Source organism: Cupriavidus oxalaticus, from assembly GCF_038900635.1.
Classification (GTDB): domain Bacteria; phylum Pseudomonadota; class Gammaproteobacteria; order Burkholderiales; family Burkholderiaceae; genus Cupriavidus; species Cupriavidus oxalaticus_B.
This window is the reverse complement of the sequence record NZ_JAYMRX010000008.1, coordinates 219,410-243,214: the sequence shown is the minus strand read 5'-3', so window position 1 is coordinate 243,214 and position 23,805 is coordinate 219,410. Positions and strand designations below refer to the sequence as shown.

18 protein-coding genes are annotated in these 23,805 nt (G+C 64.3%); 10 read left to right on the top strand and 8 right to left on the bottom strand.

Annotation, left to right across the window (positions count from 1 at the left end):
- Nucleotides 1-36 precede the first annotated feature (36 nt).
- The 10 genes from VSR71_RS15975 (at nt 37) to VSR71_RS15930 (ending at nt 14,040) form a co-directional block, all read left to right on the top strand.
- Nucleotides 37-1,590, top strand: coding sequence for an AMP-binding protein (locus tag VSR71_RS15975; protein ID WP_342914826.1), 1,554 nt, complete (start codon nt 37-39; stop codon nt 1,588-1,590).
- Between the two features lie 18 nt (nt 1,591-1,608).
- Entirely contained in the window at nt 1,609-2,790 is a 1,182-nt protein-coding gene (locus VSR71_RS15970; protein WP_342914825.1) for an acyl-CoA dehydrogenase family protein, read from the top strand.
- A gap of 63 nt (nt 2,791-2,853) precedes the next feature.
- Nucleotides 2,854-3,843, top strand: a complete 990-nt coding sequence (locus tag VSR71_RS15965; protein ID WP_342914824.1) for a tripartite tricarboxylate transporter substrate binding protein — start codon at nt 2,854-2,856, stop codon at nt 3,841-3,843.
- 28 nt (nt 3,844-3,871) lie between these two features.
- Entirely contained in the window at nt 3,872-4,972 is a 1,101-nt protein-coding gene (locus VSR71_RS15960) for a CoA transferase (protein WP_342914823.1), read from the top strand.
- Nucleotides 4,973-5,127: 155 nt separating this feature from the next.
- Nucleotides 5,128-6,291 (top strand): AAA family ATPase, encoded by a 1,164-nt coding sequence (locus tag VSR71_RS15955; protein ID WP_342914822.1) that lies wholly within the window; start codon nt 5,128-5,130, stop codon nt 6,289-6,291.
- A gap of 161 nt (nt 6,292-6,452) precedes the next feature.
- Nucleotides 6,453-7,145 (top strand): aspartate/glutamate racemase family protein, encoded by a 693-nt coding sequence (locus VSR71_RS15950; protein WP_342914821.1) that lies wholly within the window; start codon nt 6,453-6,455, stop codon nt 7,143-7,145.
- A 390-nt stretch (nt 7,146-7,535) separates the two neighbouring features.
- Nucleotides 7,536-7,721: a hypothetical protein gene (locus VSR71_RS15945; RefSeq protein WP_342914820.1), complete on the top strand. Its 186-nt coding sequence runs from the start codon at nt 7,536-7,538 to the stop codon at nt 7,719-7,721.
- 329 nt (nt 7,722-8,050) lie between these two features.
- A complete protein-coding gene (locus VSR71_RS15940) occupies nt 8,051-10,504 on the top strand; it encodes a type VI secretion system Vgr family protein (protein ID WP_342914819.1) in 2,454 nt (817 codons plus the stop codon).
- A gap of 32 nt (nt 10,505-10,536) precedes the next feature.
- Entirely contained in the window at nt 10,537-12,741 is a 2,205-nt protein-coding gene (locus VSR71_RS15935) for a hypothetical protein (protein WP_342914818.1), read from the top strand.
- Between the two features lie 687 nt (nt 12,742-13,428).
- Nucleotides 13,429-14,040, top strand: coding sequence for a hypothetical protein (locus VSR71_RS15930; RefSeq protein ID WP_342914817.1), 612 nt, complete (start codon nt 13,429-13,431; stop codon nt 14,038-14,040).
- Nucleotides 14,041-14,202: 162 nt separating this feature from the next.
- Here VSR71_RS15930 and VSR71_RS15925 read toward each other — a convergent pair whose 3' ends face one another.
- Genes VSR71_RS15925 through gabT form a run of 8 tightly spaced genes read right to left on the bottom strand, consistent with a single transcriptional unit; the run spans nt 14,203 to nt 23,792 of the window.
- Nucleotides 14,203-15,702 (bottom strand): aldehyde dehydrogenase, encoded by a 1,500-nt coding sequence (locus VSR71_RS15925; RefSeq protein ID WP_342914816.1) that lies wholly within the window; start codon nt 15,700-15,702, stop codon nt 14,203-14,205.
- Nucleotides 15,699-16,601: a DMT family transporter gene (locus tag VSR71_RS15920; RefSeq protein WP_342914815.1), complete on the bottom strand. Its 903-nt coding sequence runs from the start codon at nt 16,599-16,601 to the stop codon at nt 15,699-15,701. The genes VSR71_RS15925 and VSR71_RS15920 overlap by 4 nt, the downstream gene beginning before the upstream one ends.
- On the bottom strand, nt 16,598-17,845 hold the full coding sequence (locus tag VSR71_RS15915; protein WP_342914814.1) for a Zn-dependent hydrolase: 1,248 nt from the start codon (nt 17,843-17,845) through the stop codon (nt 16,598-16,600). The genes VSR71_RS15920 and VSR71_RS15915 overlap by 4 nt, the downstream gene beginning before the upstream one ends.
- Nucleotides 17,846-17,877: 32 nt before the next feature.
- Entirely contained in the window at nt 17,878-18,957 is a 1,080-nt protein-coding gene (locus VSR71_RS15910; protein WP_342914813.1) for a histone deacetylase family protein, read from the bottom strand.
- Nucleotides 18,958-18,989: 32 nt separating this feature from the next.
- Complete coding sequence (locus VSR71_RS15905; protein WP_342914812.1) at nt 18,990-20,711, bottom strand: thiamine pyrophosphate-binding protein; 1,722 nt, start codon at nt 20,709-20,711, stop codon at nt 18,990-18,992.
- Entirely contained in the window at nt 20,708-21,040 is a 333-nt protein-coding gene (locus tag VSR71_RS15900) for a cupin domain-containing protein (protein WP_342914811.1), read from the bottom strand. Before VSR71_RS15900 ends, VSR71_RS15905 begins: the two co-directional genes overlap by 4 nt.
- A complete protein-coding gene (gene gabD, locus VSR71_RS15895; RefSeq protein ID WP_342914810.1) occupies nt 21,037-22,494 on the bottom strand; it encodes an NADP-dependent succinate-semialdehyde dehydrogenase in 1,458 nt (485 codons plus the stop codon). The genes VSR71_RS15900 and gabD overlap by 4 nt, the downstream gene beginning before the upstream one ends.
- Before the next feature lie 35 nt (nt 22,495-22,529).
- On the bottom strand, nt 22,530-23,792 hold the full coding sequence (gabT, locus tag VSR71_RS15890) for a 4-aminobutyrate--2-oxoglutarate transaminase (protein ID WP_342914809.1): 1,263 nt from the start codon (nt 23,790-23,792) through the stop codon (nt 22,530-22,532).
- Between the last annotated feature and the right edge of the window lie 13 nt (nt 23,793-23,805).

Genomic DNA, 23,805 nt, shown 5'->3' with positions numbered 1-23,805 from the left:
GCCATAGCACAACATCATTCGCATCACGGAGACAGCATGAGTTTCGCGTACTTCCTGCGCCGCGCCGCGCGCTATTGGGGTGACCAGCCCGCCATCCTCTATCAGGACCAGGTGGTGACCTACCGCCAGCTGGAAGAGCGCTCCACCCGCCTGGCCAACGCGCTGCTGGCGCTGGGGCTGCAGCGCGGCGACCGCGTGGCGGTACAGGCCCGCAATCGCCCAGAACTGGTCGAACTGGAGTGCGCGCTGTACAAGGCAGGCCTGGTCAAGGCGGCGCTGAATCCGCGCTTCACCGCCACGGAAGCCAGCGACGTGGTCGAGAACTGCACGCCGCGCGTGCTGATCGCCGGCCCCGGCTACACCGGCTACTCGCGCGCCACCCCTGGCTTCGGCAGCATCGAGACGTTTATCGCCATCGGCGAAGCGCCTGCCGGCTATGTTGGCTACGAATCGCTGCTGGCCAGTTCCGGCACCGTTGCGCCCGACATCACCCCTGCTGCCAGCGACCTGGCCGTGCTGCACTTCTCCTCCGGATCCACCGGCAAGATCAAGGCGGCGATGCAGACCTACGGCAACCGCATGGCGGCGCTGCGCAAGATGGTGGCCGGCATGGACCGGCCGGCTCGCCCCGGCGACCGCCTCGCGCTGATCGGCCCCGTCACGCACGCCTCCGGCATGCTGATGCAGCCCTACCTGTACCAGGGCGCGACGCTGGTGCTGTTCGACAAGTTCGAGCCCGCGCACTTCCTGGCCGAAGTGGCGCGCCTGCGCATCACGCACGTGTTCATGGTGCCGGCGATGATCAACATGCTGATGGCCGAGCCCACGCTGGCGCAGGCCGACCTGTCCAGCCTGAAGACGCTGGCCTACGGCGCCGCGCCCATGGCGCCGGCGCGTATCCGCGAGGCGTGGGAGCACATCGGCCCGATCCTGTCGCAAGGCTATGGCGCCAGCGAATCGACCTCCGGCGTTACGCGCCTGTCGACCGCCGACCACGCCGATGCGATCGCCAACCACCCCGAGCGACTGGCCTCGTGCGGCCGCGCGCTGGGTGAGACCGAGGTGCGCGTGGTCGACGAACAAGGCCGCGAGGTGGCAGTGGGCGAGATCGGCGAACTGGTGATCCGCGGCGAAGACGTGTTCCAGGGCTACTGGGGCGAGCCCGCGCTGACCGCCGAGACCATTGTCGACGGCTGGCTGCATACCGGCGACATGGCGCGCGTGGACGAAGCCGGCTACCTGTACCTGGTCGACCGCAAGAAGGACATGATCATTTCCGGCGGCTTCAACGTGTACCCGACCGAGGTCGAAGCGACGCTGTACCAGCACCCCGACGTGCTTGAAGCCTGCGTCATCAGCGTGCCCGACGACACCTGGGGCGAGAGCGTCAAGGCCGTGGTCACGCTGCGCCCGGGCCGCGAAGCCAGCGCGCAGCAGCTGATCGCGCACTGCCGCGAGCGCATCGCCGACTACAAGTCGCCGCGTTCGGTCGACTTTGTCGCCGAACTGCCCAAGAACGCCAGCGGCAAGCTGGCCCGCAAGATCGTGCGCGAACGCTACTGGCAAGGCGTGGCGCGCCGTGTCAACTGACTAGCCGAGGATCCCGCCATGTTCGATCACCTGACCAACCCCGTGCTGGTGGAAACCCGCGCCGGCATCCGCCGCTTTATCGACGAAGAGCTGCGCCCGCTGGAGCATGAACTGGGCCTCGGTTCCGAAGACCCGTGGCCGCGCGAAGTGCTGCGCAAGGTCTGGCGCCGCTCGTACGAGCTGGGCTTCTATGCCGCCTGCCTGCCGGAGTCGCTCGGCGGCAAAGGGCTGAACATCCAGGAGCAGTGCACGCTCAAGGCCGACCTGGCCGCCAGCGGTTCGACGCTGGCCGCGCACGTGCTGGGCGACCTGGGCGGACCGCCGCGCGTGGGCAACATGCTCAAGTACGCCACGCCGGGGCAACTGAAGCAGTACTTCGAGCCCGTCATCCGCGGCGAGAAATCGACCTGCTTCGCGCTGACCGAAACGCATTCCGGCTCGGACGCGCAAAGCATCAAGACCACCGCGGTCGCCGACGGCGACGAGGTGGTGATCAATGGCGGCAAGCATTACATCAGCGGCGCGCCGTTCGCGGACTTCGCCATCGTCATGTGCGTGACGGATGCCACCACTACGCCCCCGGCGATCAGCGCGGTGCTGGTCGACCTGAACCTGCCGGGCGTGACCGTGACCAACGAATACGTGCCGATGTCGGGCCAGCATATCGACGGCGATATCCGCTTCGACAACGTGCGCGTGCCGCGCGCCAATATCTTTGGCGGCGAGGGCAACGGCTTCAAGCTGGGCATGTCGCGCATCAATGTGAACCGCTTGCTGCACTGCCCGTCGATGCTGGGGCTGGCCATGCGCGCCTATGAGTCGTCGGTGGAGTACGCCGGCAAGCGGCGCCAGTTCGGCGGCCCGATCGCGCGCTTCCAGGCAATCCAGCACATGCTGGCCGACATGGCCGCGGCGCTGTGGGCCTGCGAAAGCATGATCGCGCACACCGCCGCGCTGGCCGATGCCGGCGCGGACCTGCGCATGAAGGCCGCGGCATGCAAGCTCTTTGTCTCGGAACGCTGCTTCGAAGTGGCCGACAAGGCGGTGCAGATCCACGGCAACGTGGGCGTCACGCGCGGGCATCCGGTCGAGCAGACCTTCCGCAAGCTGCGCATGTTCCGCATCTTCACCGGCACCAGCGAGATCCAGCGCAACACCATCGCGCGCGCGATACTGGAGCCGCTGCAGCAGAACGCATGACCGTGCCGGCGGCACGGTCGCCGCCGGCATCGGGACAATACAACAAGACCACGGAGACCACGCATGAACCGCCGAGAATGGCTCGCCACCGCTGGCGCCGCCGCACTGGGAAGCGTCTTGCTGCCCGCCCGCGCCGCGGCCCCTGCCAACTACCCCAACCGGCCGATCCGGCTGATCGTCCCGTTCATCGCCGGCAGCACGCCGGACAATACTGCCCGCACGCTGTCGGCGGAGCTGGGCCAGAAGCTCGGCCAGCCAGTGGTGGTGGAGAACATGCCCGGCGCCGGCGGCATCATCGGCGCGACCGCGCTGCGGCGTGCGGCCCCCGACGGCTACACGCTGGGCATCCTCGCCAATACGCACGTGATCAACGTGCACATGTACCGCAAGATGCCGTACGACCCGGCGCGCGATTTCACGTCAATCACGGCGCTGTCCGGCGGACCGACCGCGTTGGTCGTGCCCGCTTCGTCGCCGTATAAGACCGCGGCCGAACTGGTCGCCGCGATAAAGAAGGCGCCGGGCAAGTTCAATTACGGTTCCGGCGGCAAGGGCAGCATCGCGCATCTGGCGGTGGAAGCCATGCTGCACCAGACCGGCTGCGACGCGGTACATATCCCTTACAAGGGCGCGCCGGAAATCATCACCGCCATGCTGACCGGGCAGACCCAGTTCGGCATGCCGGTGCTTGGCACGGCCACTCAGTACGTGCGCAACCATCAGGTGCGCGTGCTGGCAGTCACCGCCGCGGCGCGTTCGCCGTTCTTCCCGGACGTGCCGACACTGGCCGAAGCGCTGCCGCCCGGCTTTGTCATCGACAACTGGAGCGGCCTGTTCGCGCCCGCCAACTTCCCGGCCGCGCTGACCCGGAAGCTCCACGCAGCAGTCGCCGCGCTGCAGAACGCCGGCGTGTTCGACGCGCAGCTCAAGGCCAACGCGGGCGAACTGCGCCGCAGCGCCACCCCGGCCCAGTTCGCCACCGTCGTGGCCGCGGACAACTCCCGCTACGGCGAGTTGATGAAGTCGATCGGCATGGTCGGCGACCTGGGCTGAGCGCCCTGCTTTCAAATTGGGAGCCCATATGAAGCCGGAATGGTCCTGCCTGAAGGACGTCACCATCATCGACGCCAGCCAGCTACTGCCCGGCCCGCATGCCTGCAGCCTGCTGCGGCAGCTCGGGGCCGATGTGATCAAGGTGGAGCAGCCCGGCAGCGGCGACTCCATCCGCCAGCTCGCCCCGTCGGCGTATGCGCAGTTCAATCGCGGCAAGAAGTCCATAGCGCTGGATCTGAAGACCAACGCCGGCCGCGAGGCCTTCCTCGACCTGGCGCGCAATGCCGACGCCGTGGTGGAAGGCTTCCGCCCCGGCGTCATGAAGCGACTGGGACTCGACTACGCGGCATTGGCCGCCGCTAATCCGGCCATCGTGTTGTGCTCGGTCTCGGGCTTCGGGCAGACTGGCCCGTACGCCAGCCATGCGGGGCATGACCTTAACTACCTGGCGCTGGCCGGCTACTGGGCGACGCCGGTGCAGGTGCACGACAAGGTCTCGCGCCCGCGCGTGCGGGTATCCGACTATGCGGCCTCCGGCTATGCCGCGTTGTCGCTGGCCGTAGCCATCATGAGCGCACGGCAGCACGGACGCGGGCAGCATCTGGACGTATCGATCCACGACGCCATCCTGTCATGGACCGCGCACGGCGCCTGGGCCGCGCGCGGACACGAGGCCGCGCCGGTGGAATCGCCGACGGTGATGCCGGAGAACGACCTGTTCGAGACACGCGACGGGCGGCACCTGGCGATGGGGATTCTGGAAAACAAGTTCTGGGTCAACCTGGGCGAGGCGCTGGGGGACGAATTTCCTGCGCTGCGCGATCCGCGATATGCCACGCGGGCCGGGCGCTATAGGCATAAGCTGGCGGTCAACGACCTGCTGGCTGCGGTGTTCCGGACACGCGACCTGGCCGAGTGGGAAGCCTTCTTCGAGCCGCTGGACGTACCGTTTTCGCCGGTGCTTGGGGCGGGGGAATTGTTTGAGGATGCGCACGTGCGGGCGCGCGGGGTGGTGCGGCGCCCTGCAGGAGAAGATGGGATCGCAGTGAACTTCCCGGTCGGCTTCTCGTTAGGATTGCCAGAGGGGAGGGATTTTGTGGCCGGACTTGGAAAGGGAGAGGAGGCCTGAGGGCCGCTTAGGGAGCAGCTTAAGGCGCTATCAAGGGGTGAAAGCGACCCTTTCTGCATTTTTATGTGAGCACAGAGCCGCCCAACCCACCAGATTAGGAAGAATTATTCTCCCGCTATAATTATTGGAATTCTATAATTTCCAATAAGTGCGCCATGTCACACATCTATCGTCGCCCGGCCCTCGCGAGCCAGATGTCGCAGCAGTTACTCCATCCCGGGGTGCTGGACGAGGGCCTTCGGTCAGGTTTGTTCCTCTCGGGCCTGCGGCGCACCGGCAAAACGACGTTCCTGATCAATGACCTCGTCCCTGCGCTGGAGGCCGAGGGTGCCATCGTCATCTACGTCGATCTCTGGAGCGACACGCAACGCAGCCCTGCGTCCCTCATCCTTGCCGCGGTAAAGAAGACCCTTGCCGAGTTGGAGCAGCCAGGCTCCGCCGCCCTCAGGCAGCTCAAGCGCGTGTCGGGTGCCGACGTTGGCGCCTTTGGCCTGAAATTCGGGTTCAAGCTTGAAAGCGTTGGCGAACCCGGCGGCGCCACATTGGCCGACGCCCTCGCCGAAGTCGTCGACAAGGCCAGGACCAACGTGGTCCTGATCGTGGACGAGGTCCAGCATGCCATCACCTCCGACGAGGGCAATCGCCTGCTACTGGCGCTCAAGGCCGCCCGCGATGCCGTCAACCCACGCCCCAATACGCCTGGCTACTTCATCTTTGTAGGCACGGGCTCGCATCGTGCGCTGGTTGGCGAACTGACTGCGCGCCGCAACCAGGCCTTTGCAGGCGCCACCTCGGTCTCCTACCCCGTCCTTGGAGAAGACTATGTCGCCCATCTGCTGGAACGCTTGTCGGCGGAAGGGTTCAACGCGCGGCCATCGCTGGACGTTGCTGTCCAGGCGTTCCGCGCACTGGGCAACCGGCCGGAAGAGATGATCAAAGCCTTGCGGCAGCTGCATTTCCACTTGCCCGCCGGAAGCAATCCGGACGAGCATTTGCCAGTTATTGCCAACACGCTCCGCTCGACTGCCGCCGATCTTGAACTGATGAAGCTCGAACAGCTGGGCGGATTGGCAACCGCAATTTTCGATCGCATTGCGTGCGCTGAAGGCGACGCTCGCGGCCTGTTTTCAGGCGAGTCCGCCGCTGCCTACTCGGCTGCCCTGGGACGTGAAGTCCGTATCGAGGAAGCACAGCCTGTGGTCAATGAGATGATGGCGACGAACCTGATCATGCGCAAAGGACACGGGGTTTATGGCGTGACGGACCCGTTCGTGCAGGAGATCTGGCTGGAGCGCAAGTCGCTTGAAGGCAAGCTGTAGCGGGAATCGAGATAGCCGTCGACTTTCATATCTCGACTTCATCGCATTTCGCGCCGGCACTGGCCGGGTGGAAATCAGCAGAACTGTTCCTGTCCGCTACCGCATTTCCTTGCTACTTTTCTCGACGTCAAAGCGGCCAGCTGCGCAAGGGGAATCAGAGCATGAAAACCATCGGACTGATCGGCGGCATGAGCTGGGAGTCATCCGCCGAATACTACCGGCTGATCAACCAGGAAATGAAAACGCGGCTAGGCGGGCACAACAATGCCCGCAGCCTCATGGCCACCGTCTGCTTCGAAGAGATCAAGGCGTTGCAGCACGCTGAGCAATGGGATCAACTGGGCCGGCTCATGCAGCAGGCCGCACGGCAGGTCGAGGCCGGCGGCGCGGATTTCGTGCTGCTCTGTACCAACACCATGCATCGCGTGGCGCCGGCGATCGAATCCGCGCTCAACGTGCCTTTCATCCATATCGTCGACCCGACGGCGAAAGCATTGCTGCAGGCCGGCATCACGCGCGTGGGATTGCTCGGAACCCGCTTCACGATGGAGCAGGACTTCTACCGCAGGCGGATGCGCGAACTGCATGGCATCGAAGTGGTGGTGCCGGAGCAGGCCGACCGCGAACGGGTGCACGATGTCATCTATGAAGAGTTATGCCACGGCATCGTGCGCGATGAGGCAAGGGCCGAATACCAGCGCATCGTCGCCGCGCTCGCGGCGCGCGGCGCCGAAGGCGTGATCCTCGGCTGCACGGAAATTACTCTGCTGCTCGGGCAGGGTGATGTGGCGCTGCCGGTGTTCGATACCACGGCGCTGCATGCGCAGGCGGCGGTGACGCTGGCGCTCGGCTGAGCGGCTGTACTTTCAGCCTCCATCGCTCGCACCGATTTCAGGACTCGGCGATTTCCCAGGGAATCGCGTTCCTGCACGCTTCGCTTTCCCAACGGGAATGCGACAACTCTTATCGCCTTCATTGCGCAGTCAGGAAATACTGGCTGCGTCATCGGAGTTCCGGTGACCGGGCGTGGAAACCCGAGTAGCAGGAGATAGGACAGGCGTTGCTCATTGGACGGGCAACGTCTGTGCACTCGCATGGACTCGTCTGGTTCCATGGCGGGTCAAGCGGGGCAGCCGCAAGGCTGGGCCGGTTTGCCTATCTCCGACCGGTATTTCCACCCTCGCCTCTGACCCGCCACCCTCACCTACTTGGGTGGCACGCATCCACTTATTGAGGTGTCATCCATGACGATCGAACCAGTTGAAACCAATGTCTGTCTTCATCAAATCCGCGCCGGCATCGAAGGCGTGCTCGCGCTATTGGAGCAGTTGAGCGTACGTTCCGAGGAGTGCTTCAGCGCGCTGTGCCTGCTGGGCATGGTGCAGGCGAAGCTGGCCGAGTTGATGGACGCGGATCCGCTCTCAGCCTAGCGGCGCAAAGCATGGCGGCAGGTCTGCTCTTGGCTCCCCGCCCGTAAACGCTGAGGGACAAATCTGCCTGAACTCCCCAATCTATTTTCCGCAATTTCTCTAGATATTCCGGATTTGTCCGATCAGTCTACCGCACAGCCATTTATATGATCCATCCCGGATGCCGCTTAGCGTTGATAGGACCATAGCGTGCCACTCACCTTTGCTTTGCCTGATCGGGATGACCATCGCGAAGGAAACGGCCGATTTCCCGGCGGCGTGGCCAGGGGCATAGGCGTCCAGCTTCAGCTCGGCCGCCTCTGATTCTCACCACCGCAAGGATCGAAACCATGGGAATTGCAGATTTGCCGTTTCGCTCGACCCGAGCCATCACGGTCAAGGGCCACGGTCTGCCGGCGCTGCTTGGCCAGTCGGCACTGACCCTCTCCCGCCTGAAGGGCCAGGACGGAATCAATACGCTCTTCGTGTACGACATCGAGCTCAAGACGCCTGACAGCCGCCACGCCTGGTTTGGCCCGGAAGCCAATTCAAATCTGCAGGCGATGCAGGGAAAGGAACTCACCGTCGAAATTGAAGTTGAGGGAAGCGGGATCGACCTGCCCGGCAACGTGGGGGCCAACGTACGAGAGATCACGGGCATCGTGCATGAAGTTCAGGGACCATGCGTGGTCGGGCGGCAGGTCATCTATCGCCTGACCCTGCGCCCCTGGCTCTGGCTCGCTACGCGCACCACCGACTACAAGATCTTCCAGCAGAAGACAGTCGTGGAGATCCTGGACGAATTGCTGGCCGACTACAATTTCCCAGTGGAAAAGCGGCTCGATGTGGCCCGCTATCCCAGGCGGGAATATCAGGTCCAGTATGGAGAGACAGACTATGCCTTCTTCAAGCGCCTCACTGAAAAATGGGGCATCTCGTACTATTTCGAACACTCAGAAGGCAAGCACCGGCTGGTATTGTCTGATGGCAACGGTGCCTTTCGGCGCTTCGCGAGCCCTGCCTACCACACCCTGCGCTGGTACCGTAGCGCGGATCGGTTCGACGAGGAGCACCTGTTCGATTTCCAGATCGTCGACCAGCTCGTGTCCGGCAAGTGGACCGCAAACGACTACGATTTCGGCAAACCTCGGGCGGATCTGACCGTCGCAATCGCAGATCCACGAGATACGGCCCACGCCGACGGCAAGATACGCGAATGGCCGGGCACCCATGCACAGCCAGCCACCGACAACGACCCTTGGCGGGAGGGCGACATGCTCGCCCGCATTCGGATGGAGGCGATCCGCCAGCACGGTTGCCGCGCCAGGGGGCGCGGCTACCTGCGCGGAGTCGTGCCGGGCTGCACCTTCAGGTTGGCCCATCACCCGATTCAGCAAGCCAACCGGGAATACCTGGTCTTTGCGGCGACGCTGGAGCTCGAGGACGTGGCCGAGGCTTCCGGGCAGCGTCAGCAATGGAGCTGCGAGGTTGCCTTCGACGCGCAGCCCACCGACGAAATCTTCCGGCCCGATCTTATCCAGGAGCGAGCGCGCACCTTTGGCCCGCAGACCGCAACCGTTGTGGGTCCCGACAACCATACCTTGTGGGTGGATCAGTTCGGGCGGGTGAAGATTCAATTTCACTGGGACCGGATTGGCCAGCGCAATGAGCACAGTTCCTGCTGGGTGCGCGCCGCGCAAAGCTGGCAAGGTTACAACTACGGCGCCAGCCATCTACCACGCATCGGGCAGGAAGTAATCGTGGACTTCCTCACCGGCAATGCGGACTGCCCGATCATCACCGGACGGGTGGCCAACCGGGTGAACATGCCGCCGTGGAATCTGCCGAGCGAACATGCGCTGTCGGGCTTTCGCAGCAGGGAGTTATTCGGCGAGCGCCACAACACATTCGTGCAGGATGACACGCAAGGCGAGATCCAGACGCAGATCGGCAGCGATCATCAGGCCTCGACGCTCAGCATGGGCTATATGGTTCGCATCCCGAATGCCGATGGGCGCAGGGAAAAGCGTGGCGAGGGGTTCGAGCTGCGTACCGATGGCTGGGGTGCCGTGCGCGGCGGAGCCGGCTTGCTGTTCACCACCGATGCCCGCAACGATGCCCAAGGCCATCACAAGGCTCTTGGCGAGACCGCTGGGCGCCTGCTGGACGGGGAGGTCATCCAGCGTACGCTTGGTAAGGCGGGCGATCACCAGCGCGCCCTCGCCGGTGAGCAGATCAAGGTTGCAGACGCTCTCCGGGCACAGCACGACGGTATCAAGGGCAACGGCCAGCAGTCGGAACTGTCGCAGCCGGCGTTGGTGCTCGCCAGCCCCGCCGGCATCGCTGCCTCCGCCTGCGAGGACATCCACCTGCATAGCGCGCAGCACACCGCAGTCTCGACCGGTGAACACATCGCCCTCGCCTGCGGCAAGAGCTTCGTGGCCAGCGTGGCCGAGCGCCTGGTGCTGTTCGCGCGCAAGCGCGGCCTGCGCTTCATTGCGGCCAAAGGCAAGATCGAGGTGCAGGCCCAGAACGACGACATCGAGGCCATCGCCCAGAAAGTGCTGCGCCTCATCAGTGCGCAGGAACGCATTGAGATCACAAGCCCGAAGGGGATGGTCTTCAATGCCGCGGGAAGCTATCTGAAGGTCAATGGCGGCGGTATTGAGTACGGTACGCCAGGAACGTGGACGGCTCATGCGAGCACCCATGAATTGCCGGGCCCACAACGCATTCCGGCCGCCGTACCAACATTGCCAGATGGACGGTGGAAGCTCAATGGCAGTTTCCCATTCTCCGCGTAGCAATGCCTCGATAGATTGACGACTGGTCCTCTATGCTGATTAGCTATCCCATCTTAGGAAACCAAGCTCAAGATGAAGAAGCGCGACTCCAAGCTGCGCTCGCAATTGAGAATGCATCGTTAGGCCGCTTCCCAGTCAGTACAGTTGCGCCCTTCAACCTCTGGCACGGGGGCATCCACATCGATGGAGGTGCGGAGCCGATCAGAGCAATTGCGGACGGAACGATAGTTGCCTGCCGGCTTGCGCAACAACGCGAAAATTATCCAGGACAGGGCGAGTACGATACTGGCTTCGTACTCATCCGACACGATACGAAGGCTGGAGATAAAACTTCAGTCATTTTCTATTCCCTGTATATGCACCTCGCATGCCGAAACGATCTTTCAAACGAACAGTTTGGCAGTCTTCCCGGCATTTTTCGCACTGGTGGTTTTGTCCCTGGTCCACAGACTATCTTCCCTCCCGCTGACTCACCTCAGGCGAAAATCTGGAGGCGCGACATCCTGGGATTTACTGGACACGCATACGATTGCAGACTATTCCACTTCGAAATCTTCACGACTCCAGATGCATTCTCAGGGCAAGGTGGCTTTTGGAGGGACAGTACAAGGGTCAACTATGAGCCCTCACCAGATTTTTTCGGTGACACCCACTTCGTCATTCCTTCCCAGCAACACTTCGCTTCCCGGCATCCCCGCGCAGCAAGAGATGCGCCCCATCGCATCGTCCTCGCGGGCAACAACCAGTCTTTCCTTCTCACTGAAGGGAATACCGGACAGAATACCGAGGAACTCTATGTATCCGTCCGGATGCAACGTGGACAACGCATAGCAACAACCTATAGGAAGGATCAACAGGACCGCTATGTCCAGTTTGGCTTGCCGGTCGTGCAGGAAGGCTATGAGCACGAAATCTTCCGCCTGTCCAGTGCTCTGTATCCGGACTGTCCAAGCGCGGGCTTCGAATGGCTGCGCTTTGGTCGTGTTCTATCTGCGGACGTCACTCAGCGGCGAGAGAACTGGCAATTGGTGCGGTATGGCGAGACCGCCATCGGCTATATTGACCTCGCGGCGGCAAACATCGGGAAACTGTCGGATGCGGATTTCCCATATTGGCATGGGTGGAAGCATGTCGCGGAGGGGAGTCTGGGTTGTCCAAGCGATGCATTCGTGGACGAACCTAGCATTCTCACACTGACACAGGACCAATCCGTCGAGGGCAGAACAAGACTGCGCCATCTGGCCGCGACCCATCCCACCGAATGGGATTCCGAAGACCTGGCAACTCGATTCTCGCGCATTCGCGCAGCGGGGCAACCGCTAGCCGATAGCGAGGCTTGGCAACAATTTGAAGCGCACGTAAAAAAGCTGGCGTTCTGGCGGCAGACTGGCCTGCCTCGTTCCGTCGTGCACTTCCATCCATTGCAGTTTATTTACCACTATAGAAAGTGCGCATGGCTGAGCCCACACGAACTCGCGCAGTGCATTCCTCGACAAAGTCTGTCAGGTTCCGTGCAATGGCAGACCGCCCTCAGCCGAGCCACACAACACGCTGGACCTGTCTCCAGATTTCTGCGGAAGTACTTGGGGCCGTCCACAGAACGAATTGTTCACACGCTAGCGCAGATTCACATCGAGACGGGTCTTCTCCGTTCAACAAGCGAAGATGGGCATGGTGCCGGAAAGCTCTACGGGCCATTTCACGGGCGGGGCTATCATCAACTCACATGGGCGGGCAACTATCCGAAGTATGGCGAATTCAAGGGCCTGGCAGATCAGACCCAACCTTCGTATTCCGATCCGCGGATCAATGTAAATTCGAACCACTCTATAGACGCAAATGGAGTGCTGCTGCGATGGGCCCCTCGCTACGATCCGGAGATCGTCGCGCAAAGCGCGCAGCACAGGGCAGACTCCAGCGGCTTCTATTGGGTCACGAAGACTTTCCGCGGGACGCGCAATATCAATCGAGTATGCGATCTCGGGGTAACGCCTTCGGAGGTTGGTTTCATTTCTTGGTTGATCAACGGTGGCGGGACCGGCTATGCGAACCGGCAGCAGTTCGCGAAATACTTATGGAACGTACTAAGCTGCGATCCGAATCTTTCAGGCTCTGCTCAGTTCAGCTATCCGCCGCTATCCCCGCCAGCTAATCCGGAACTCTGCCTTACATTCCCTCCTGCACAAGTCCCATACACCACACATGCGGAGGTAGATTATGTTCGTCAAGTCCCTTAGTCGCGGATTCCTGACGGCAGCTTTCCTCTTCGCGAGCTTCGCAGTGGCGGCACCTCAGGCCGATCCCTGGAGCGCAAGCATTCTTGGGAAATGCTTCCCCTCAACCAACATCTTGCTGGCGCATGAATTTGGCCCCTCCTATCTGGGCGATGAAAACATCGTCCATCGTCGAGACGAGCGATTCCCCGGCACATATCATTGGGTCTATGACAACACGCCCAGTCGGAACGTAACCAGATTATTGGTGAGAGAAGAGGAAAGCGGCAGAGTGTGCGTCGTCCTATACGCACCATTCGCGGATTCCTTCTCGGTGATAGGTGACAGGCAACGAGCTGGCCCGCGAAGCATTGTGACCGAAGATGCTCCAGCGCCCGGATTCGCAAGTACTTCAGTTACCTATCAGTGGGACGAGAGAACAGCAATATACCGACCAGTGAAGTGTCGGCAGCAGTTTGCCCAAAGTGCTGCAAAGATAATCCCTTGCCAGGACGCATTTTCTCACACAGGTCATTAGGTTCCTGCACACATCTGCCGCGTCTGCCTGAGACGGTTACGATGATGGAGGCAGACATTGATTTTGGTAGATTCGATCGACATAAGTGAATGCCGGGGATAAAACCGGGCTTCATGATCGAATCAATCATACACTGCGATTTTCCAAATTTTTAATAACACCCTAAACAAGCCATGAAGAATAAGAATAGCATCTGCACTTTACATTTTATTATCGCAGCTCTATCTATCACCAATATCCAACTCACCATCGCCGGAACCCCGATGGAACCCCCAACCATACACGGCGGAACGGGCGCGGAGATCTTTATATTTAAGTTACCTCAAGGATGGGTGACGAAGAAAACGAATGACAATGAATGTTTCGAAATTTATGAAAACATAAAAATACGACCAAAGGAAGCAGAAATTTTCCTATGCCTGAAAAAAGGAAACACATTATCAGTTGCTGAGAGTCACGGATTCTTCAAAATCGACGGCCAATGGATCAAAAGTGGTTCCATGGATACAGGCATGGCCTCAATCCATGAAACAGAGACACAGATGACCATATCCGGAGAGGCTAGCTGCGGAATTTTCGACTCAGCCGGCTTCCACGCCGCCGGGGGTATTTGCCGCTCTGTGATTGTTCTCGGGCAAACCTACGGCGTAACGGTTGATATGGTCGTCAATGAATTTGGCAAGCCTGTGGCAAAAAGGAAGAATGAGGCACTTCAAAAGATCGTCGATTCCATCCGCTTATCAAACCCCGGCTCTCGGAAGGCCATAAAAGAAAGTCTACGTTAGGGATCGAGAGCCACGAGAAGCACGTGAAGCAACACGCCACGATGCTTGCCACGCCGCAGCCAGCCCTGCCCGCCTCCCATAAGCAGGGAGAAAGGCAAAACGGCTGGCAACCGGCGCAACGTCAGGATTCGTCATCCTTTCCAACCAAGTCGCTCTGGGCGCTTACCCGAGGCTGATCCACGTAGTCTTCAAATCGGTGTACTTGTCCAGCGCATGCAACGACTTGTCCCGTCCCGATCCCGACTGCTTGACCCCGCCGAACGGCACGGTGATATCGCCATCCATATAGCAGTTGACCCACACCAGCCCCGCTCGCAGCCGCCGCGAGACGCGGTGCGCGCGCGACAGGTTGGCAGTCCACAGCCCTGAACCGAGGCCATAAGGCGAATCGTTGGCCATGCGCACGACTTCATCCTCGGTATCGAACATGGTCACCGCCAGCACTGGCCCAAAAATCTCTTCGCGCACGATGCTGAGCGACTGGCTGGGGCATTCAAAGATGGTGGGCTGCAGGAAGTAGCCACCGGTATCGGTACGGACGCGCTCGCCGCCCAGGCGCAGCCGCGCGCCTTCGCGCTGCCCGCCTTCCACGTAAGACATCACGCGATCGAGCTGGCGCGCGTCGACGATGGCGCCCATGGCGGAGGCCGGGTCGAGCGGGTCGCCGGGCTGCATTGCACGGGCATTGGCCTCCAGCTTCTCCATGAAGGCGTCGTAGATGGCACGCTGGACATAGAGGCGCGAGCCGGCGATGCAGATCTCGCCCTGGTTGTTGAAGATGCCGATGGCGGCTGCCTGCGCGGCGCGGTCGAGGTCGGGGCAGTCATCGAAGACGATATGCGGTGACTTGCCGCCGCATTCGAGCCACACACGCTTCAGGTTCGATTGGCCCGAATATTCCATGAAGCGCTTGCCCGTGGCCGTGGAGCCGGTGAAGGCGATGCAATCCACGTCGGGATGCAGGCCGAGTGCCTGCCCTGCCTGCGCACCCAGTCCGGGCACGACGTTGAACACCCCAGGTGGAATGCCGGCCTCGGCCGCCAGTTTGGCCAGCCGCAGCGCGGTCAATGGCGACTGTTCGGCCGGCTTGAGGATGACGCTGTTGCCCGCGGCCAGCGCCGGAGCCACTTTCCAGCTGCCCATCAGCAGCGGATAGTTCCACGGCACCACGGCCGCCACCACGCCGAGCGGCTCGCGCGTAATGGTGGCGAGCACGTTGCCGCCGGTGGGGGCGATCTCGTCGTAAAGCTTGTCGATGGCCTCGGCATACCACGCGAAGGTGCGCGCCGCTTCCGGAATGTCGTAGGCCAGTGTGTCGCCGATGGGCTTGCCCATGTCGAGCGTTTCCAGCAGGGCCAGTTCCTCGCGGTGCGTTTCGATCAGCGCGGCGAGGCGCAGCAGCACCGCCTTGCGCTCGCGCGGCGCCAGGCCGGACCAGACGCCTTGCTCGAAGGCCTGGCGCGCCGCCGCGACGGCGCGGTCGATGTCGGCCGCGCCGCATGCGGCCACTTTGGCCAATACGGCGCCGGTGGCAGGGTTGATGGTGTCGAAGGTGGCGCCGTTGGCGGCATCGGTCCATTCGCCGCCGATATAGGCGCGGCTTTGCGGGCGCAGTGCGGCCGCCCGGGCCTGCCAGTAAGACTGGTCGCGTGTTTCGCTCATGAGCTTCCTCGATTGGTTGACAGCGCCGCGGGCGACGGCAGCGTCTGCGTCAGCCCGGCCAGCACGATCAGGGCGATGCCGGCCAGCGCCAGCGCGTCGGGCCAGCGGCCGAACCACAGCGCGCTGTAGACCAGTGCCAGCAGCAGATGAAAATAGTTCAGGGGTGCCAGCCGCGAAGCCGGGGCGCGCTGAAGGGCCAGGATCAGCAGGACCTGCGCCGCCGCGCTCATCAGCCCCATGGCCAGGATCGCCAGCCAGTCGGCCAGATCCGGCCACACCGGCGGCGGAAAGAACGGCGCCGGCACGCCGGTGGCGACCATGCAGATCAGCGCGGCAAATCCGTATTGCACGCGGGCATCGACATGCCCCGCCATGCGCCGCGTCAGCAGTTGCAGCATGGCATAGGCCAGCGTGGCGGCCAGCATCAGCACGGTGCCAAGCCACGACACCGCGCCGCCGGGGCGTACGATCAGCAGCATGCCGCAGAAGCCCGCGCCTACCGCCAGCCATTGGCGCAAGCCGACCTTCTCACGGAGCATCCACGGCGACAGGCCCACCACCATCAGCGGCGCCATGAAATAGATGGCGGTGGCCTCCGCCAGTGGCATCCACAGCAGCGCGGTCATGAAGCAGGTGCCGACCACCGCCAGCATCAACCCGCGCAGCACCAGCAGGCCGCGGTGCGGAGTGCGCCAGAAGCGCAGTTGGCCAGATCCGGCGAGCATAGCCACGGCTACCGCCAGCGTCGCGCCGTAGCGCACCGCGTTAAGAAACGGCGCGGGATAACGGCCGACCAGGTGTTTGGCGGTGGCATCCACGGTAGCGAACAGCGTCACCACGCACAGGAACAGCAGCCCGCCACGCCACCAGTCGGGCATACCCCGCGCCGCGGCGGTCATGCGCCCGCCTGCGCGACCATCGCACCGAGCAGCACGTTGGCCCCCGCTTCCAGGTGCTCGGGCCGGGCGTCTTCCACTTCGTTGTGGCTGATGCCGTCCTTGCAGGGCACGAAGATCATCGCGGTCGGCGTCACGCTGGCCATGTAGACGGCATCGTGGCCGGCGCCGGTGACGATGTCCTGCTGGCTGTAGCCGCGCGCGACGGCTTCGCGGCGCACGTGGTCGACCAGTTCCGGCGCGAACGGGGTCGGCGGGAAGTACTGCACGTCTTCGACCTTCACGTCGAAGGTGGCGCCGGTGGTCTTGCCCTGCGCCAGCGCCTCGCACGCGGCGCGGAAGCGGGCATCCATCTCGGCCAGCTTGCCGGCATCTTCGTGGCGCAGGTCGACCGTGAATTTCACCGCGCCGGGAATCACGTTGCGCGACCCGGGGTGGAGATTGACCACGCCCACCGTACCGCGGCCGTGCGGCGCGAAGTCATGGGCGATGCGCACCACCTCCTGCATCACGTGGGTCGCGCCATAGAGCGCATCGCGGCGCAGCGGCATCGGCGTGGGGCCGGCGTGGGCTTCCATGCCGGTCACGGTGACGTCATACCAGCGCAGGCCCAGCGAGCCGGTGACCACGCCGATCACGTTGTCCGCCGCCTCCAGCACCGGGCCCTGCTCGATATGGGCCTCGAAATACGCCCCCACCGGCCGCCCGCCCACCTCGTCGGTGCCGGCATAGCCGATCGCCTGCAGTTCGTCCGCGACGCGCTTGCCTTCGGTATCGGTGGCGTCCAGCGCGGTCTGCAGCGGAAAGATGCCGGCGAACACCCCCGAGCCCATCATCACCGGCACGAAGCGCGTGCCTTCCTCGTTGGTCCAGATGGCCAGTTCGAGCGGCGCTTCGGTGGTCACGCCGTGGTCATTGAGCGTGCGCATGACTTCCAGCCCGGCCAGCACGCCGAAGCAGCCGTCGAACTTGCCGCCGGTCGGCTGGGTATCGATATGGCTGCCGGTCATCACCGGCGGCAGGGCATCGTTGCGCCCGGCACGGCACCCGAAGATATTGCCGACGCGGTCCACCGTCACGGTCAGGCCCGCGTCGCGCATCCAGCCGCACACCAGGTCGCGGCCCTGGCCGTCGAGCGTGGTCAGCGCCAGCCGCGCATTGCCGCCCTTGGGCGTGGCACCGATCTGCGCCAGTTCCATCAGCGATTGCCACAGGCGCTGGCCGTTGATGGCGATCTTGCTAGTCATTGCAGTTCTCCCAGTATTGGTGATTGCGCCACTCAGGCTGATGCGGTCGCAGGTGCGAAACCCGCCAGAAATGCGTCCAGCCCGCGGCCGATGGCATCGACCTCGTAGCCGCCCTCCTGCACCACCACCGTCGGCAGGCCCAGCGCATGGATGCGCTCGCCGATGCCGCGGTAGCCGTCCATGCTGACCTTGAGGACGCTGATTGGATCGTTCTCGTAGGTATCGAAGCCCAGCGCCAGCACCACCGCCTGCGGACGATAGTCGCGCAGCGCGTCCAGCGCGCCGTCCAGCGCCGACAGGAATTCGGCGTCGCCGCTGCCGTGCGGCAGCGGGAAGTTGAGGTTGTAGCCATAGCCCGCGCCATACCCGCGCTCGTTCGCATAACCGGTGTAGAACGGGTAGTAGTCGGCCGGATCGGCATGCAGCGAAATCGTCATCACATCGGAACGGTGATAGAAGATCTGCTGGGTACCGTCGCCGTGGTGCGCGTCGACATCAAGCACCGCGACCTTGCCGAAGCGCGCCAGCAGCGTCTGCGCCGCGATGGCGGAGTTGTTGACATAGCAAAAACCGGCCGCGCGGTCGCTGTGGGCGTGGTGGCCGGAGGGACGGCACAGCGCGTAGGCCATGCCGGCGCCGTCCTGCCGCTCGCACACATGGCGAGCCGCCGCCACCGCGCTGTGCGCGCCACGCAGGATCGCGCGCCAGCTGTCCGGCCCGAGCGGGCAGCTGAGGTCGCCCAGGTAGTAGCCGGCCTGGGCAATCACCGAATCGGTGGGACACGCAGGACGGCGCGGCTCGCCGACCTTGCCGTTGTGATACGGCGAGAGATTGGGCAGGACCTCGATGCCGGGCTCGAAGCCGGGGCGCGCCAGTTCCTGCCAGCGCGCGTAGGCGCTGGCGAGGAAGTCGAGATAGGCCGGACTGTGCACCGCCTCCAGCGGCGCGCGCCCGCAATCGGGCGGCGCCGCCAGTTCGATGCCGCGCGCGGCCAGCGCGCGCTGCAGTGCCGCCGCGCGGGCCGGCACGTCGGTCGGCGCGCACAACCGCCCCGCGCGCATGAACTGGCGGGGCTCGTGCAGCAACTGATCATCCGAGAAGAAGGCACGCATGGTGTAGATGGGTTGTGATAGGAAGCGCCGGCTCAGCCTGCCGCCTGGCGCGCCAGTGCCGCCGCGCGGATGCCGGACAGGGTCATGCCGGGCGCGATGCCATCGGGGTCGTAGCGCAGCTCCAGCAGCGCAGGCATGCTGTGCGTGCTGGCAAAGTCGAGCGCGCGGTCCAGTGCGGGGCCGAATTCGGCGTCGCTGGCCACCACCTCGCCATAGCCACGGTAGGCGCGCGCCAGCTCGGCGAATTCCGGGTTCTCGAAGCCCAGCGCGATGGTCCGGCCCGGGAATTCGCGTTCCTGGTGGGCGCGGATGGTGCCCCAGATGCCGTTGTTGAACACCAGCACCACGATGCCGAGGCGGTATTGCATGGCCACGCCCAGCTCCTGCAGGTTCATCTGGAAGCAGCCGTCGCCCGCATAGCAGACCACGGTGCGGTCCGGGTGCTCCAGCTTGGCGGAGATCGCCGCCGGCAGCCCGTAGCCCATCGATCCCACCGTGGGCGCCAGGCTGGTGCCCACGCCCTTGTAGCGATAATAGGTGTGCGGAAAAACCGCGTAGTTGCCGGCGCCGACGGTGATGCAGGCATCCTCGGGCAGGCGCTCGCGCACTAGGCAGGCGGCCTGGTTCAGGTTCAGCGGACCTGGAGCAGGCAGAGCCTTCTGGCTGTCGAGGTAATCATGCCGCGCGCGCTCAACCAGGGCCGCGCGGTTGTGTTCGCGCGCCGGGCGCAGGCCGTCCACCGCGGCCGCGAACGAGACGACGTCGGCAACGACAGGCACCTCCGCGCGGAACACGCGGCCCAGCTCCTCCGGATCGGGATACACATGCACCAGCCGCTGGCGCGGCAGCGGGCTTTCCACCACGGTATAGCCCTCGGTGGTGGCCTCGCCCATGCGGGTGCCGACGGCGATCAGCAGGTCCGACTCGCGGATGCGCACGCGCAACGCCTCGCCCATGCCCCAGCCGACATGGCCGGCATAGTTGGGATGGTGGTTGTCGAAGCACTCCAGCCGGCGCCACGCCAGCCCCACCGGCAAGCCGAAGCGTTCGGCGAAGCCTTCCATCTGCCGCATCGCCTCCGGGGTCCAGCCGGAGCCGCCGATCATCAGGAACGGGCGCTCGGCCTGTTCCAGCATGGCGGCCAGCGACGCCAGCGCGTGCGGCGCGGGCGCGGCGTGGCTGCGCACGTAGCGCGGCATGTCGGCCACGGTGGCCTTGCCCCACAACGTGTCTTCAGGCAACGCCAGCACCACCGGGCCGGGCCGGCCGCTGGTGGCCACCGCGAAGGCGCGCGCGATGAACTCGGGGATGCGGTCGGTGCGGTCGATCTGCGCGACCCACTTGGCCATCTGGCCGAACATGCGGCGGTAGTCGATTTCCTGGAAGGCTTCGCGCTCGTAGAAGTCGTTGCCGACCTGGCCCACGAACAGGATCATCGGCGTGGAGTCCTGGAACGCGGTATGCACGGCGATGCTGGCATTGGTCGCGCCTGGGCCGCGCGTGACGAAGCAAACGCCGGGCTCGCCGGTCAGCTTGCCGTGGGCTTCGGCCATGTAGCCGGCGCCGCTTTCCTGCCGGCAGACGATCGGCGTGATCGCGTCCTGGTGGTCGTATAGCGCATCGATGCAGGGCAGGTAGCTTTCGCCCGGCACCAGGAACACGCGCCGCACGCCCTGGATGCGCAGCTGCTCGACAAGGATCTGCCCGCCACTGCGCTCGCGCAGGGTGGAATTGGCTTGGCTAGTAGCGCTCATTCGCGACTTCCTCCGCCCGCGGAACCGGCCGCCGGCTTGATCTCGATTTCCACGAACACGCATTCGCCTTCGTGGGCATTGATGACGTTGTGCTCGACGCCCGCCGGGCGGTAGTAGGCCTGGCCGGCGACCAGCTGGCTGGTGACCTCACCCGCCGGCGTCTGCAGGCGCAGCGCGCCAGTAGTCATCGGCACCACCACGTAGTCGTAGCCGTGGCGATGCTGGCCGGTCTCGGCGCCAGGCGCGAAGCGCCACTCGGTCACGACCACGCACTCGTTGTCGACCTGCACGGTGCCGACGGCCTTGGGCCGGTCCTGCGGCGCGCTCACCGGTCCACCCCGCCCATGCACAGGTATTTGATCTCCAGGTATTCGTCGAGGCCGTACTTCGAGCCCTCGCGGCCCAGGCCCGACTGCTTGACGCCGCCGAACGGCGCCACCTCGTTGGAGATCAGGCCGGTATTGATGCCGACCATGCCATATTCCAGCGCCTCGGCCACGCGCCAGACGCGGCCGATATCGCGGCTGAAGAAATAGGAGGCCAGTCCGAATTCGGTATCGTTGGCCATCGCGACCGCTTCCTCGTCGGTCGAGAAGCGGAACAACGGCGCCAGCGGGCCGAAAGTTTCCTCCCTCGCGACGCGCATCGCGGGCGTCACGTTGGCCAGCACGGTCGGCTCGAAGAAGGTACCGCCCAGCGCATGGCGCTTGCCGCCGGTCAGCAGGCGCGCACCCTTGCCGAGCGCGTCGGCGATATGCGATTCCACCTTGGCCACCGCCTCCTCGTTGATCAGCGGGCCCTGCAGCACGCCCGGCTCGACGCCGTGGCCGACCTTCAGCTTTGCCACTGCCGCCACCAGCTTTTCGGCGAAAGCGTCATAGACCTTGTCGTGGACATAGAGCCGGTTGGCGCAAACGCAGGTTTGCCCTGCATTGCGGTACTTGGAGGCGATAGCGCCCTCCACCGCCGCATCGAGGTCGGCGTCGTCGAATACGATAAAGGGCGCGTTGCCGCCGAGTTCCAGCGACAGCTTCTTGATGGTGTCGGCGGACTGCCGCATCAGGATGCGGCCCACCTCGGTCGAGCCGGTAAAGCTCAGCTTGCGCACCACCGGATTGGCGGTCAGTTCGCCGCCGATGGCGATGGCGTCGCCCGTGATCACGCTGAACAGGCCCGCCGGCAGCCCTGCGCGCTCGGCCAGCACGGCCAGCGCCAGCGCCGACAGCGGCGTGTCCTCGGCCGGCTTGAGCACCATGGCGCAGCCCGCAGCCAGCGCCGGGCCGGCCTTGCGGGTAATCATCGCGAGCGGGAAGTTCCACGGGGTGATCGCCGCGCACACGCCGACCGGCTCCTTGACCACCACCAGGCGCTTGTCGCTGGCGGGCGTGGCCAGCACGTCGCCGCTGACGCGCTTGGCTTCCTCGGCGAACCATTCGAGGAAGGAGGCGGCATAGACGACTTCTCCCTTCGCTTCGGCCAGCGGCTTGCCTTGCTCGGTGGTCATCAGCAGCGCGAGGTCGTCGGCATGCGCCAGCATCAGCTCGTACCAGGCGCGCAGCACCGTGGCGCGCTCGCGCGCGGTCTTGCGGCGCCAGCCAGCCTGTGCTGCCTGCGCGGCGTCGATAGCGCGGCGAGCTTCGGCCGCGCCCATGCTGGGCACGGTTCCGATCAGCGCGCCGCTGGCGGGATCGGTAACGGCGAAGGTGGCGCCGCTGTCCGCAGCTTGCCAGCTGCCAGCGATATAGGCCTGCGCACGCAGCAGGCCGGAGTCCTTGAGTTGCATGGGTAGTCTCGTTGGTATTGATGGAAATGGACAGGTCAGCGCGTCAGTGCCTCGGCCAGGATGTCCAGGCCCTCGTTCATCACCGCGTCCTGGATCGTCAGCGGGAACAGGAAGCGGATGACGTTGCCGTACACGCCGCACGACAGCAGCAGCAGGCCCTTCTCCAGCGCTCGGTTCTGCACCGTGCGCGTAAAGTCCGGATCCGGGCTGCCGTCGGCCTGGCGGAATTCCACCGCCACCATCGCGCCGACGCCGCGCACTTCGGCGATCTGCGGCACGCGCGGGCGCAGGCTTTCCAGGCGCGTCATCAGTCGCTGGCCCAGTTCGGCGCCGCGTTCGATCAGCTTTTCGCTTTCGAGCACGTCCAGCACCGCCAGCGCCGACGCCACAGCCAGCGGGTTGCCGGCATACGTGCCGCCCAGCCCGCCGGGCGCCGGAGCGTCCATCACTTCGGCGCGGCCGCACACTGCCGACAGCGGCATGCCGCCGGCCAGGCTCTTGGCCATGGTGGTCAGGTCAGGCGCCACGTCGTAGTGCTCCATCGCAAACAGCTTGCCGGTGCGGCCGAAGCCGGTCTGCACTTCATCGGCGATCAGCAGGATGCCGTGCTCGTCGCAGGCGGCGCGCAGCGCGCGCACGAACTCCGCCGGCGCCACGTTGAAGCCGCCCTCGCCCTGCACGGGCTCGAAGATGATGGCAGCCACGCGCTTGGGATCGATGTCCGCCTTGAACAGGTACTGCAGCGCCTTGAGCGAGTCCTCGGTGCTGACGCCGTGCAGCGCGCACGGATACGGCGCGTGGTAGACCTCGCCCGGGAACGGCCCGAAGCCGATCTTGTACGGCGCGACCTTCCCGGTCAGCGCCATGCCCATCATGGTGCGGCCGTGGAAGCCGCCGGAGAAGGCGATCACGCCGGGCCGGCCGGTGGCGGCGCGGGCGATCTTGATGGCGTTTTCCACCGCCTCGGCGCCGGTGGTGAAGAAGGCGGTCTTCTTGGCGGAGCGGCCCGGCGCGCGGCGGTTGATCTTCTCGGCCAGCTCGATATAGCTGGCGTATGGCACGATCTGGTAGGCGGTATGGGTGAAGCGCCCCAGCTGCTGCTCGACGGCCTCGACCAGGCGCGGATGGCGGTGGCCCGTGTTGAGCACGGCGATGCCTGCGGCGAAGTCGATATAGCGCTTGCCTTCGACATCCCAGATCTCCGAATTCAGCGCGCGCTCGGCGTAGAAATTGCACATCACGCCCACGCCGCGCGGGGTGGCGGCGTCCTTGCGGCGAACCAGTTCGGCGTTCTTCATCACTTCTCTCCAG